Origin of the sequence: Staphylococcus sp. HMSC071G07 (assembly GCF_001811435.1) — a bacterium.
GTDB classification, from domain to species: domain Bacteria; phylum Bacillota; class Bacilli; order Staphylococcales; family Staphylococcaceae; genus Staphylococcus; species Staphylococcus pettenkoferi.
Genome location: NZ_KV804759.1, coordinates 86,512 through 99,379, shown reverse-complemented (window position 1 = coordinate 99,379; position 12,868 = coordinate 86,512). Strand labels below are relative to the sequence as shown.

Below are 12,868 nucleotides of genomic sequence, written 5' to 3'. Positions count from 1 at the left end.
CAAGAAATGGATTTTCATTGCAGCCTTGTTCCCTCAAGTGTCTCAAGTCGACATTGAAAACTTTCCTAATATTATTGTTTAATGATAAATTATGTTGTTCTTTCTTTTTGTATTAAAGGTGGATTTCCGTTCTGCTGCTCTTACTAATTAGTTTTCTTACTAAGTTAACATCTTAATCAATAATTTCTAATCTCACTCTCCACAAAATCTATGGTTTAATAATTTTAAGAATGTAGAATACTAATTATTTAATTAATGATGTCATCATTCATTAATACATACTCCATTCACACATCACTCTTTCTTTCATTGCCTACTTCTTTACGTATAATTTAACTCTCTCTTGATAATAAACTTACAAAGAAACGCTATCATCCCTCGACACACTACCAACCTATGTCTTTGAAAAAATTAGTATATTTAAATTCCAATTAAGAGACTTACCAATCTGACGTTTGAAGAAATAGTCGTCAACAAAAACTTATAAGTCAGAGCTCTCTATTCTTACCACACCCTTACCTAATTCTTTGAGTATAGTCTATTCTATATGAGAACCTATTAAGGCTGATGCCTGAAAGAATAATTGTGAACAATAATTTTATAGATACTCTTTATTACTACCCACACAACCTACCTAAATCTTTGAGTATAGTTTATTCTATTTAAGAGCCTATTAAGGCTGACGCCTGAAGGAACAAGCCACCAATGAAAATCCATTAATGATACCGACTAGGTGTCATTAATTAGTTGAATGGTGGCCCTTAGGCAAGCAGCCTAAAAAATAGGCTCTTAAAAGTAAATTCCTTTAATTATACAAATATCTGAATATTCGATATACTTATACTATAAACTTATCTCAAAGGGGTCATTAATATGAGTCAATTTACCGAAAAAGACAAACTCAACCTGCTCAAAGATTTAGTCAAAATCGAATCAGTGAATGATAACGAACTCGAAGTCTGCCAATATCTCCACAAACTTTTCCAACAACACGACATCAAATCTGAAATTATCCAACTCAACGACACACGCGCAAATCTCGTGGCAGAAATTGGCACAGACGGACCTGTACTAGGTATTTCTGGACATATGGATGTCGTAGCACCCGGCAACAAAGATAACTGGACACATGATCCTTTTACCCTTACGGAAGAAGACGGCAAGCTCTACGGCAGAGGCGCTGCAGATATGAAATCTGGACTCGCTACTTTCGTGATCAGTATGATTGATATCAACGCTTCTCAGAGTCTGAAACATGGTAGAATTCGACTGCTCGCTACGGCTGGTGAAGAAATTGCGGGTGAAGGTGCGAAAGCGTTCCACGATAAAGGCTACATGGACGATGTGGACGCGCTTGTGATTGCTGAACCGTCTGAAGACCGTATCATTTACGCGCACAAAGGCTCTATGGATATTCGTGTGAGCTCAACAGGTAAGGCTGCCCATAGTTCAATGCCTGACTTAGGCTTTAACGCGATTTCACCACTTGTGAAGTTTATTTATAAAATTGATGAAGGATTCCACAAATTCGATCAAACGAACGAGACGTTAGGTGAACCTGTATTAAATGCGACGTTGTTTAACGGAGGAACTCAAGTGAACTCTATTCCAGAATATGCGGAATCAGAATTTAACATTCGTACCATTCCAGAACATGACAATGATCAGTTTGTGTCATACTTCAAAGACGTGCTTAAAGAGGTAGAAACGGATAAGACAGACATCGAAGTCGATACTTACATGTCTCGTCCACCTGTGTTAACTACAGGTACTAATGGGTTGGTGAAATTGGCACAGAATATGGGTCACCAATACTTAAATGCAGATCTAGAAGCCCTTCCATCACCAGGTGTGACTGATGCTTCTGATTTATTACAAGACAAAGATGAGGACTTCCCATTCATCATGTTCGGTCCAGGCCATATTAGCCAAGCGCATCAAGTTGATGAATATGTGACGAAATCTACTTATTTAACGTTCATTGATCTCTTTACTGAGATGTTGCCGTCTTATCTGGAAAATTTAAAATAATGAGCACCATTTAACTCTATAGCTACTATGCATAAAATAGGCGACGCGACGTAATTCATTGTTTACATCGCATCGCCTATTTTTCTGTGTATATCGTACATTTTACTAATGTTTATTCACAATTTGCTTTAACTGTCTAAGGAATGTTTGTCGCTCTGGTAACGGGAAGATAGGATAAATGTGGTAAAGGTTGTAACCCGGAACGAAATCATGCGCGATACCTAACTCTTGCAGTTTGTAAGAAAGTTTCAATGCTTCAGGGTATAACGTTTCTTTCGTACCGATGTTAATCGTAATATGTCCTAAATCTGTTAGATCCCCATTAATCGGAGAAATTTGCCAGTCTGATAAATCTTTGTCTCCAGCCCATAACTCTAGGAAGAATTTACTTCCTTCTATTCCAATCATCGGATCGAATTGCTCATACACTTTCGCTTCAGGGTCACTAAATGTCGCATCGAGCACTGGAGAATTGAGTATAATATTGCTAGGTTGTGGTAAATGAAGTTGCTTTAATTGTTGTGCAAACGCTAAAGCAATCTGTCCACCTGCTGAGTCCCCACTCAAGATAAGTTGATGATTGTGCTCTACGCTTTTTAATAATTGTTTATAAAGCGTCTCTAATAAATCAAATGTCGCTCTATAATCTGCATGAGGAACTTTAGGATAAACTGGCATAACCACTTTCGCATTGAGCGTTTCCGCTAGCTCATCGATGTACTCAAAGTGTGGTTTAATTGGGTCTTGGAACCAAGCGCCGCCGTGAATGTACAGCACAACAGGTTGCTGACGATTCTCGAGATTATTAACGACATACACTGTGGACCCTTTAACCTCTAACTTATCTGCTTTATGTTTAAAGTTGTAGTCAATACCTTGGAATAGCCCTTTCGTATGCGGACTTACTTTATCCAATGCGACTTGCGCGTCTGAGATATTTGTAAATGGCTTCTTCATACCAGAAGCGCGAAGTTTGAGCTCGAGTAGAAAGCTGCGATAACTTCTTCTTTCTTTAATACGCGCATAGCAATAAGATGCTAACGCAAGGCCACCCACGCCCGCTAATGCAGTTAATACTTTCTTCAACAATTCTATTTACCTCCTAGTTCGCTCTCTTATCTTTAGTGTATCTTATTTATACCCAGAATTTTAGTGAAACACTCTAGAGGAGCCGATATTATTTTTCTTGCATGACCGCTTCATATTGAGATTCAAATCCACTACTTATTTTCTGTAAAATAGCTCACATGGCGTTTGAGAAAAGTAAAAAAACACTCTATCTTATGTGCAAGAAGAGTGTGTGGTTAAAGTTGACTGTCGTTAAATAGATTATGAGGGCTAAACTTTAAATAAATCATATTATTATTTATGCAAATCAGCGAGCAATACACTTTCTACTATTAAAGCCATTTAAAATAGATGGCTCTCTTTGAACATGCGCGGCCGACATCATCAATAGTTCAAATCTAATGGTGATCGGAGATACTGTCAGTGCCAATTTAAAAACAGCGGGAGGGACTCTTCATTTCTTAATAGAGTGGCTTGCATTCTTTTTTACTCGAAGCTGAAGAACACGAAGCAGCGATTTTACTATTACGTAAATGAGCGAGGAGATAATGTCAGCGACAAAGTAAAAAACAGCGGGAGGGACTTCTCCATTTCTTATAGAGTGGCTTGCATTCTTTTTTACTCGGAGCTGAAGAACACGAAGCAGCGATTTTACTATCACGTAAATGAGCAATGAGTGTTCTTTAGCGACACAGTAAAAAACAGTGAAAGACACTCTAGAAAGCTAAAGTTGTTTCAGGAGATTCATCTAATAACATCGCCATGTACAACTCGTCATGATAAAGACCATCCATATAAATCGATTGACGTTTGATGCCTTCAATCTTGAAGCCCATCTTTTCATACAATTTAATAGCCGGATTATTATGCGTGAGGACAGTGAGTTCAAGACGACGTAGTCCTTTATTTTTCGCCCATTTAATGATTTCTTCGAACATTTGCGTCGCATAACCTTGATGGTGGTAATTATTTTCAATCCCCGTAATGATATAGCCGATATGTTTAATTTTTGCTACTGAACTAATATGAACAAACGAATAGCCCTTAATATCGCCCTCGTCTGTCTTCAAACCAATATAGAAGTTATGCTTAATATTATCTCTTAGCGTCTCTTCGTTATAACTTCGTTCGTCTGGTGCATATAACATAAACTGGCTTTCGCTATCGATTTGCTTCATGCAGTTGTATAAATTCTTGGTTTCATCTGGACATATTCTTTCGATTTTCATTTTAAAAGCCCCCCACTTATAAAAATAATTATATCTATCATACATCATATTTCGTCGCGCGTCACATATGCATGGTTTTTATAATTAAAATGATAAATACTTTATAGGGTCGTCAACTGTCATTACTGAAATCTTGTTACCTTACTCGTCCTTAAAAACATACTCGGCCATTTGACTCAACTGATGTTCAAAGGCTTGCATATCGATGAAACGGCCTTGGCGATGCATTTCTTTACCTTCGAGATAAATAAGGTCGACAGGGACAGTGAAGATGGAAAGCTCGCCCGCTATCGCTTCAAGATGCGTCTGGTTGATCACGCCAAGTGGCACATCAGGATAATCTTTCAACATCATTTCTATTTGAGGCAAGACTGCATGGCACACGCTACAATTCTCGCGCATCACGTGTACAATCACTAAAGGATGTGACGTGATAAATTGGTGGAATTCTTCGATACTGTTAATTTGTTGCATCCGTGCTCACCTCAATTTTGTATAATAACTAACTTGGCATGTTTCTATACCATCTACGTCGTATATTCGTCACTAGGATAATCGTTATCAGTGCTGAAATTCGGTCACACCCACACAAGTCTTCTGTTATAGCGAGAACCTTAACTGTTGGCCTTCAATTAGACGCTTTCTACTTATCAAGTAACTTTAACATCCGTTCTCTCACTTCTTGCGTGTACCCTTGTAAGCCACCCGTGTGAATAAATAGAATATTCTCAGCATCATCGAATGTGCCGTTTTCAAGTTCTGTTAACATTCCTCTGAAAGCTTTTCCGGTATAAGTAGGATCGAGCACCAGACCTTCTTTCTGAGCGATATCAATGTAAAAACGGAGCTCTTCATCTGTCGCTTGACCATAGCCTTGCCCTACATAGCAATCGTTAATATCGATGGTCTTGAAGTCTGTCACACTTTTATCTAAGTCTTTCACTAAATCCTTCACTTTTTCAGTAAAAGTCTCACGATCTGCATCTACAGCATAACCGACAATCTGCTTATTACTTTGATAATGGTGGTTACCGTACCATAGTCCTGCGTATGTGCCTCCTGAACCCACAGCAACGTTAATCACGTCGAATTTGATACCGAGTTGATGTTCCTGCTTCAGAATCTCTTTATAGGCGTTCATGTAGCCATGTGTCCCAATCCAGTCTGAAGCATCTACAGGAACGATAAGCGGTCGTTTACCCTCTTCCTGTAGCTCAGAAGCGATTGTCTCCATTGTAACATCTCGCTCATCACTAGATTCAATAGAATGAATTCGAGCGCCCATGAGTTGATCCAAGAACAGATTCCCTTCCACAAGTTGTTGGAAACCGGAAGCACAAGATGACACTCAAGATTCTCCTTAGCGCATAGTGCTGTCGTAGCTCGGGCATGATTCGATGTGACCGCACCTGTCGTGATAATCGTATCGTAACCATGGTCGAACGCATATTGAATCGTATACTCTAACTTACGTATCTTATTCCCTGATAGCTCTGTACCTGTAAAGTCATCCCGTTTGATATAAATATTTTTACCATAGTCCTGGCTTAAATTCTCTAACTTCTGAATCGGCGTATCTAACTGTGCAACATTCAGTTTATTCTCTAACATGTGCTCACGCTCCCTCTTGGTTTAGTCTTTCGTCGATTTAGGTGTAAATAGCGTTGCCTCACTATCTTCTGGATAGTAAAAGCCATTCGGAACTGTTTGGAGTTCAATTAAGCTACCCCACGGCGCTTTAACGTAAACAGTTTGGTTCCCTTCAGTATCCTCATACCGTGTATTACTATGTGGATCAGACAAAGGCGTGCCTCCAGCCTCTTGAATGCGTTTGAATGCTTCGTCAAAGTCTTCCGCTTCCACATAGAATGAAATGTGTGTGAATCCGACATCTTGTAGAGATTCTGCACCGCGCTGATGTGCGTCTTCGAACTCAAACATTTCGATATTTGGTCCATTGCCAAAGACCATCATGCGTTTATGGATAATTTGAGCTCCACGTTCAAGTCCGAGAATATGCTCTACATGCCGTCCACCACGCGGTTCTTCTGTCTTCGTTTGGCTATCATAAGCAATCTTACCGTCCAAACCCTCTTTGAAGAATCGTGTCGCCTCTTCCATGTCTGGTACAGTTAGTCCGATATGATTAATGCCTCTTGTGATTGCCACAGTTATTCCTCCTCTTTAACGGTTTTACTTTGTCATTTTATAATAATCTGCTTTCAACAACTCATACTGATTCGCATCTTTAAAGTGGCCATGTGTCAACAAGTGTTCACGCAACTGCCCTACGTATTGAAAATGCGCTTTCGTAGCGACTTTATTACTCGCCGTGTTGTCTACTTCAGCAAATAGCATTAATTTGTTGATATTTAGATGTGTGAACACAAAGTCGCACATGGCCTTAAGACACCTTGTAATGATGTTCTTCCCGCTAAACGCCTGAGTTATCCAATATCCTACCTCAGCACGTTGAAAATGAGTGTTCACATTATGAATATCCACCGTACCAATCAGTTGATTATCATAATAAATAATGAAGACGCGTCCTTTACCCTCAGCTTGAAGGCGTAACATCATTCTTAAATAATTTTCTTCATCTTTAATAGAAACTGATTCATCAATAAAGTCGAGAAATGGTTTAAGATGCATCATATTATCTTGAATAACATGGTACAGTTCTTCCGCCATATACATTTCGGGTTGTGCTAGATAGATGTGGTCGTCTACCTCTAGTTTCAATAATAAATCCGACATAGGTCTCACATCCTTAAAGGTATTACACCTATCATAAGTCTATTATCAGAATAGTTCAATATTTTTAGATTGTGTGCCTTTGTGGTTAAAAATATTTTGAACATCTTTATCTAATATCCAAACAAGAGCGCAACGGACATTGCTACTGCACAAATAATGACCCATAGTAAAATCAGTTTCCAAGCAAACTTTAACCACTGCGTATATGGAATCTTTCCAACAGCAAGTGCTCCCATTAAGATAGCTGAAGTTGGAAATAGCACATTACTAATTGCATCGCCATATTGAAAAGCTAATACTGTCATTTGTCGATTGATATGCAATAAATCTGCAATAGGTACCATTAAAGGCATTGTTGTTAATGCTTGACCTGAACCAGAAGGTATAAAGAAGTTCAAGAAAAATTGAAACACAAACATAACTAAGATAACGAATGATGATGGCACGTCCGTTAAAAGTGTCGTCATACCATGTACAATAGTATCAATAACTTTACTATCTTCTAATAAAACGATAATACCTTTTGCAAACCCAACAACGAGTGCTCCAAAAAGCACATTCTGCATGCCTTCAATGAGTGCATCAAACGTACCATTAAATCCTAGTCCACCGACAAATCCAGCCATAATACCTATCATTAAGAAGTTAGCACTCATTTCATTAAATGACCAGTTTAATGTAAAAATACCAACCACGTTAATTAATATGGCTAAGATGATAAGCAGTAAACAGAGTGCTTCCCTTTTACTAAACTGTTGAGCCGCTTTCTTATTCGTGAAATCCTTCTCTTCTTGTTCTAAATCATAAACTAAGCTCTTCGTCTTATCTTTCTTCACTTTATGTCCATATCTCATTACAGTAGTAATCGCAGCTATTAAGATAAAGAGATAAATAATTGTTCTGAGTCCCCAACCAGAGAACATCGGTAATTCTGCTACTTTTTGAGCTACACCTACTGTGAATGGATTTAACATTCCTCCTATAAAACCACTTGCAGCTCCTAGAATAACCATAGCTGCACCTGTTAGCGCGTCATAACCTAATGTGCGTGCGATAAGTATTCCGATTGGTACAAAGATAATCGTTTCCTCAGCTAGACCAATTGAAAAGCCTAAGATTGAAAATACCGTCATCGTCAAAGGTATCATGAGATAATTCGCTTTACCTAGCGCATACATTGCTTTATTGACACCATTCTCAAAAGCGCCTGTTTTATGAATGATCCCAAAGGCGCCACCCACTAAGAAGATGTAAAATACAATCTCAGAACCACTAATTAAACCTTGTGGTATAGCTCTAAATACCTCTAAAAATGAACCGTGATGCGCAGCGACCTCGTGATAAGTTCCTGACACCACAAGGGTTTGTCCACCCTTCTTTTCTCTCTGATACTCTCCAGCTGGAATTAAGTATGTCAGCACCCAAGCAATAATAATAATCATAATTAATAAAGCATAGGTGTGTGGTGTTTTGATTTGTAGTTTCTTAGATTTTCCCATTTTGTTCCACTCCTGTTAGTCATTTTTATATGAATACCCTAGGTTAGCAGAAGAAAACAAAAGGAAGTTATATTGTGACATCTCTCTCCCAATAACACACGGAGTGGCTGTCTGACTTCATAATGGCTTACGCCGCCATGAAGTTGAGTCAGCCTTGCGCATGCAGATACTACGAAGTCAAAGACTTCTGTTCTGCAACAAAAAATACCGAGCCATGACGGCTCGGTATTATACGGGAAAGGATAGGTTTAATAATTAATTAAATTAGAAGAAACGTTTTGCTGCTGTTGATAATGGTGGGATTTCGTCCCAATCTAATTTTTTATCTTCAGTGATAGATCTGTAAGCCCATTTACCATAGTTGATTGCTTCGTCTTTAACAATCTTACCTGGTAGTGGAGCTGCAGTTGAGTCAACGTATACGTTAACGATTGTTGGACGATCTTGTTCTAATGCTTCTGCAACAACATCGTCTACGCGGCTAGGGTCTTTAAGTGTGTAACCTACACCGCCACAAGCTTCAGCAAATTTAGCTAAGTCCATATCAGTGAAGTCGATTGCGTATTCTAATTCACCTGCTGCTTGTTGTTCGTATTTGATGAATGATAATTGTTCGTTGTTAAGAACAAAGATAGTCATTGGTAGGTCGTATTGTACTGCTGTAGCGAAGTCTTGCATAACCATTTGGAATGCACCGTCACCAGCGATACCAATAACTTGACGGTTTGGCCAAGCGATACGTGATGCGATTGCACCTGGTAATGCACAGCCCATAGTACCTAACCAACTAGAAATGATAAATTTATTGTTAACAGTACAGTTCAAGTAACGTGTAGACCATACAGTTGAAGTACCAACGTCTACTGAGAATACAGCATCGTCGTGACGTACTTTGTTGATTGCGTCCATTAAGCGTTCTGGACGGATTGGTTTACTTTCGTTAGCTTTGTCTGCTTTCATCCAAGAATCCCATGTTGCCTTACGTTGTAATGTCTTAGTTAAGAAGTCACGTTCACCAACATGTTTGATTGATTCAGTAAGTTGAGTTAATGCAACTTTACTGTCACCTACGATACCTGCGTTAACATCGAAACGGTGTCCGATTGCATCTGGGTTAGTATCGATTTGGATTGCTTTGATGTTTTTCTTAGGTAGGTAATCAACGTAAGGGTAGTTTGTACCTACCATGATAAGCAAGTCAGCTTCTTGCATAGTTTGGTATGAAGGTTTCGTACCAATCTTACCTAAGTTACCTAAGTTGTAAGGGTGAGAGTCAGGTAAGATACCTTTAGCTGGTAAAGTCACAACTGCTGGAATCTTAGCAGTTTCGATAAATTCACGCACTTCTTCTTTCGCGTGTTGCGCACCTAAACCGATTAAGGCAACTGGACGTTTACTTTTATCGATAAGTTTAGCTGCTTTCTTGATACTACGTGGTTTTGGTGAGATACGTGCTGGTGGTGCAGTATCTACTTTCTTGCTTGTAGTATCTTTGACTTTACGAGTTAATAAGTCATTTGGAAGTACGAGTACTGCTGGACCTTTTTTCTCGTAAGCTGTGCGGATCGCTTCGTTTACGATACCGAAGATGTCTTTGTCATCTTTAGTAATTTGGTGGCTGTATACAGCAACACCGTCAACCATTTTAAGAATATCAGTCTCTTGGAATGCTTTCGTACCAAGCACTGTACTGTTTGATTGACCTGCTAAGATAAGTTGTGGCACGTTGTCCATTTCGGCATCATACATACCGTTTAATAAGTGGACAATACCAGGACCACCGATACTTAATGCTACACCGATCTTACCAGTAAGTTTAGTGTAGCTTGCTGCTGTTAAGCTTGCTACTTCTTCATGACGTACGTGATAGAATTTCAAGTCTTCACGTACTGTTCTCAAGCTATCTACGACTGCATCGATTGAGTCACCAGGGATACCATAAAGGTGATCAATATTCCATGCTTCTAATGCTTTAACGAGTGCTTGATTTGCTTTAATTTTTGCCACTTTGAAAAAGCCCCTTTCGATTTATCATTTTTATCTCTCTTGTGACGAAGTGCGTTACTATTCAAACACAAATACTACAACTTAATATAATAGCAGGATGAATATGGGAATGAGGATTGAACTTAAGACTGCTGTTAGAATCATACCTATTGAACTAAAGGCACCAGATTCAATGTCCATCTCAAGTGCTTTCGCTGTACCAAAGGCGTGAGAAGCGTTCCCATAAGTCAGGCCTTTCGCAATGGATGTTTCGAAACGTCCAAGGCGAAGTAAATAGGAACCTATCATACTACCGAGCAAACCAGTAGTGATGATAAAGAGTACAGCAAAGGTGTCAGTACCTCCAAGCTGATGAGAAACTTGGATGCCTACTGCAGCTGTAATAGATCTCGGTAAGACAGTTACGATAACTTCTTTAGAGTAACCGAGAAGTTTCAACGCTGTAAATACTAACAAAAAATTGAAGAGCACACCAGCGAAGACGCTTGCAAATATAACTCTTGCGTATGCCCATATCTTATGACGATTCTGATAGAGGGGATAAGCAAGACAAACAACGCTGACGTTGAGCAAATAGTTAATCCATTTACCGCCAACCATATAGTTTTTATATGTCGTACCACTGATGAGTAGCACGATGATGATTGCGAGTGATGCGACCAATGCGGGGTTGAGCAAAGGTGTGCGGTATTTACGCTGTAACTTTTGCGCGCCGGCGTATACGACAACAGTAAGAGCGATCATGAGCAATGCATGTAAGAAATTCATTGCGAATCACTCTCTTTAGCATGTACCCTTTTAACCATCTTCTCAGCAATGTACCCTGATACTAGCGCCACAGAACATGTACCTAATATGATGAGTATAAAGAATACGATGAAATTTAAATTGATATCCGAAGCCACATCCATAACGCCCACTACAGATGGTACAAAGTAGAATATCATTGTCGCAAGGAAAAAGTTTGCGCCTGAACTTATGAACTTTTCTGGTAGAATCTTAAATTGTAACAGCAAATATAACAGTATCAATCCAACTATGCTTCCCGCAATAGGAATATGACATATACGCTGGATCACACTGCCAACATACGTAACCCCCATCAACAACAGTATTTGGAGTAATGTTCTCACTACTTTCCAAGCAAACTGCATGCTTTTCATCCCTCTCAAAAGATTTAGTTAAACTTTATCTCTTTTGTACACTATATATTTTAATCCATACCCCAATATATTTAAAATATTGAATTTAAATACGACCTATTACTTTTTTCTATGAAAGCGTTCACTTTCATAATAATATTTCATACATTCGTTAGAGCCGCTCGCTCATAAACTCGATCCACTGACGCGTAGCATAGCTTAAATATTTATCTTTCTTCCAGACAACACCGAGTTCCCAAGACATAGATTTGTCATCGATCGGTATATTACAGAAGTGACTATCTAACATCTTCACGATATTCTCTGGTAGTATACTGATACCCAAATGTGCATTTAATAGATTCTCAATAAAGTTCCACTGAGATATCTTAGAAACTGTATTCGGTATATAACCTGCGTTCTTTGTCGCTTCAATGATTTTGTCATTAAGATAGAAATCCTCATTAAATAAGATAAAGTCCTCATTAATGAGATCTTTCATGTTGACGGTGTCCCTCGTCGCCAATGCATGATTTCTATGCGTCACTAAACGCAGTTCTTCTTGATAAAGTGGTATGGAATTAAAGATGGCTTTATCTACTGGCAATGTTGTAATCCCGATATCAATTTCATCATTGACCAGTTGAGATTCAATCATCTTTCCGCCATTTTCCACTAGATTATAAGTTACATTTGGATAACGCTGATGAAACTCGCCCAAGATTTCAATAAATTGATTCATATTCATCACTGCTGAAAGCCCGATGCTGATATGACCTGTCTCGAGTCCGAGCAAACTATTAATTTCTTTCGGTAAATCATTAAATAAATTGAGTATTTCTGTACATTTTTGATAGAAGACTTCTCCCGCATCTGTGAGCACTAATTGCCGCTTACTTCTATCGAACAATGGCATCGCCAATTCACTTTCCAAATCTTTAATCGCTTTACTAATCGTTGGTTGAGCGATATACAGATGCTTCGAAGCTTTCGTCATTCCACCATGTTCCACGACTTCAACGAAATATGTCATTTGTTTGATATCCATAGGATGCGTACCCCTCATCTATCACTTTCTTCACTGTTAATACTACCTTATTTTGCGCTAAAATGGGAGTTTTAGCTCAATTTCTTT

Annotated in this window: 12 protein-coding genes and 1 pseudogene; 1 reads left to right on the top strand and 12 read right to left on the bottom strand. The window is 38.8% G+C overall.

Going from position 1 to position 12,868, the window contains the following annotated elements; genetic code table 11:
- The first annotated feature begins 873 nt into the window (after positions 1 to 873).
- A complete protein-coding gene (locus HMPREF2802_RS03630; protein ID WP_070502792.1) occupies positions 874 to 2,031 on the top strand; it encodes an ArgE/DapE family deacylase in 1,158 nt (385 codons plus the stop codon).
- 105 nt (positions 2,032 to 2,136) lie between these two features.
- Here the strand turns inward: HMPREF2802_RS03630 and HMPREF2802_RS03625 are convergent, their stop codons facing one another.
- The 12 genes and pseudogenes from HMPREF2802_RS03625 to HMPREF2802_RS03575 all read right to left on the bottom strand — a co-directional run bounded on the left by HMPREF2802_RS03625 (position 2,137) and on the right by HMPREF2802_RS03575 (position 12,781).
- Positions 2,137 to 3,120 (bottom strand): alpha/beta hydrolase fold domain-containing protein, encoded by a 984-nt coding sequence (locus tag HMPREF2802_RS03625; protein WP_070502791.1) that lies wholly within the window; start codon positions 3,118 to 3,120, stop codon positions 2,137 to 2,139.
- Positions 3,121 to 3,815: 695 nt separating this feature from the next.
- On the bottom strand, positions 3,816 to 4,328 hold the full coding sequence (locus HMPREF2802_RS03620; RefSeq protein ID WP_070502790.1) for a GNAT family N-acetyltransferase: 513 nt from the start codon (positions 4,326 to 4,328) through the stop codon (positions 3,816 to 3,818).
- 141 nt (positions 4,329 to 4,469) lie between these two features.
- Complete coding sequence (locus HMPREF2802_RS03615; protein ID WP_002470885.1) at positions 4,470 to 4,802, bottom strand: thioredoxin family protein; 333 nt, start codon at positions 4,800 to 4,802, stop codon at positions 4,470 to 4,472.
- 169 nt (positions 4,803 to 4,971) lie between these two features.
- The gene (locus tag HMPREF2802_RS03610) at positions 4,972 to 5,676 is read right to left on the bottom strand and encodes a pyridoxal-phosphate dependent enzyme (protein WP_308409854.1); all 705 of its coding nucleotides are present in this window, start codon (positions 5,674 to 5,676) and stop codon (positions 4,972 to 4,974) included.
- 35 nt (positions 5,677 to 5,711) lie between these two features.
- Positions 5,712 to 5,939, bottom strand: a pseudogene (locus HMPREF2802_RS12460) (pyridoxal-phosphate dependent enzyme); the annotation flags it as partial.
- A 21-nt stretch (positions 5,940 to 5,960) separates the two neighbouring features.
- Positions 5,961 to 6,497: a VOC family protein gene (locus HMPREF2802_RS03605; protein ID WP_070502789.1), complete on the bottom strand. Its 537-nt coding sequence runs from the start codon at positions 6,495 to 6,497 to the stop codon at positions 5,961 to 5,963.
- Between the two features lie 24 nt (positions 6,498 to 6,521).
- Entirely contained in the window at positions 6,522 to 7,085 is a 564-nt protein-coding gene (locus HMPREF2802_RS03600; protein ID WP_070502788.1) for a GNAT family N-acetyltransferase, read from the bottom strand.
- Positions 7,086 to 7,195: 110 nt separating this feature from the next.
- Positions 7,196 to 8,584 (bottom strand): YfcC family protein, encoded by a 1,389-nt coding sequence (locus HMPREF2802_RS03595; RefSeq protein ID WP_070502787.1) that lies wholly within the window; start codon positions 8,582 to 8,584, stop codon positions 7,196 to 7,198.
- 264 nt (positions 8,585 to 8,848) lie between these two features.
- Entirely contained in the window at positions 8,849 to 10,591 is a 1,743-nt protein-coding gene (locus HMPREF2802_RS03590) for a pyruvate oxidase (protein ID WP_070502786.1), read from the bottom strand.
- Between the two features lie 81 nt (positions 10,592 to 10,672).
- Positions 10,673 to 11,359, bottom strand: coding sequence for an LrgB family protein (locus HMPREF2802_RS03585; protein WP_002470900.1), 687 nt, complete (start codon positions 11,357 to 11,359; stop codon positions 10,673 to 10,675).
- On the bottom strand, positions 11,356 to 11,745 hold the full coding sequence (locus HMPREF2802_RS03580; RefSeq protein WP_002470898.1) for a CidA/LrgA family protein: 390 nt from the start codon (positions 11,743 to 11,745) through the stop codon (positions 11,356 to 11,358). Before HMPREF2802_RS03580 ends, HMPREF2802_RS03585 begins: the two co-directional genes overlap by 4 nt.
- A 160-nt stretch (positions 11,746 to 11,905) precedes the next feature.
- Complete coding sequence (locus HMPREF2802_RS03575; protein ID WP_070502785.1) at positions 11,906 to 12,781, bottom strand: cidABC operon transcriptional activator CidR; 876 nt, start codon at positions 12,779 to 12,781, stop codon at positions 11,906 to 11,908.
- Positions 12,782 to 12,868: the final 87 nt, after the last annotated feature.

What these genes read in the sequence shown, in the direction of transcription:
- HMPREF2802_RS03630 (WP_070502792.1), top strand. Translation starts at nt 874, where the DNA reads ATGAGTCAATTTACCGAAAAAGACAAACTCAACCTGCTCAAAGATTTA.
- HMPREF2802_RS03620 (WP_070502790.1), bottom strand. Translation starts at nt 4,328, where the DNA reads ATGAAAATCGAAAGAATATGTCCAGATGAAACCAAGAATTTATACAAC.
- HMPREF2802_RS03615 (WP_002470885.1), bottom strand. Translation starts at nt 4,802, where the DNA reads ATGCAACAAATTAACAGTATCGAAGAATTCCACCAATTTATCACGTCA.
- HMPREF2802_RS03600 (WP_070502788.1), bottom strand. Translation starts at nt 7,085, where the DNA reads ATGTCGGATTTATTATTGAAACTAGAGGTAGACGACCACATCTATCTA.
- HMPREF2802_RS03595 (WP_070502787.1), bottom strand. Translation starts at nt 8,584, where the DNA reads ATGGGAAAATCTAAGAAACTACAAATCAAAACACCACACACCTATGCT.
- HMPREF2802_RS03585 (WP_002470900.1), bottom strand. Translation starts at nt 11,359, where the DNA reads ATGAATTTCTTACATGCATTGCTCATGATCGCTCTTACTGTTGTCGTA.
- HMPREF2802_RS03580 (WP_002470898.1), bottom strand. Translation starts at nt 11,745, where the DNA reads ATGCAGTTTGCTTGGAAAGTAGTGAGAACATTACTCCAAATACTGTTG.
- HMPREF2802_RS03575 (WP_070502785.1), bottom strand. Translation starts at nt 12,781, where the DNA reads ATGGATATCAAACAAATGACATATTTCGTTGAAGTCGTGGAACATGGT.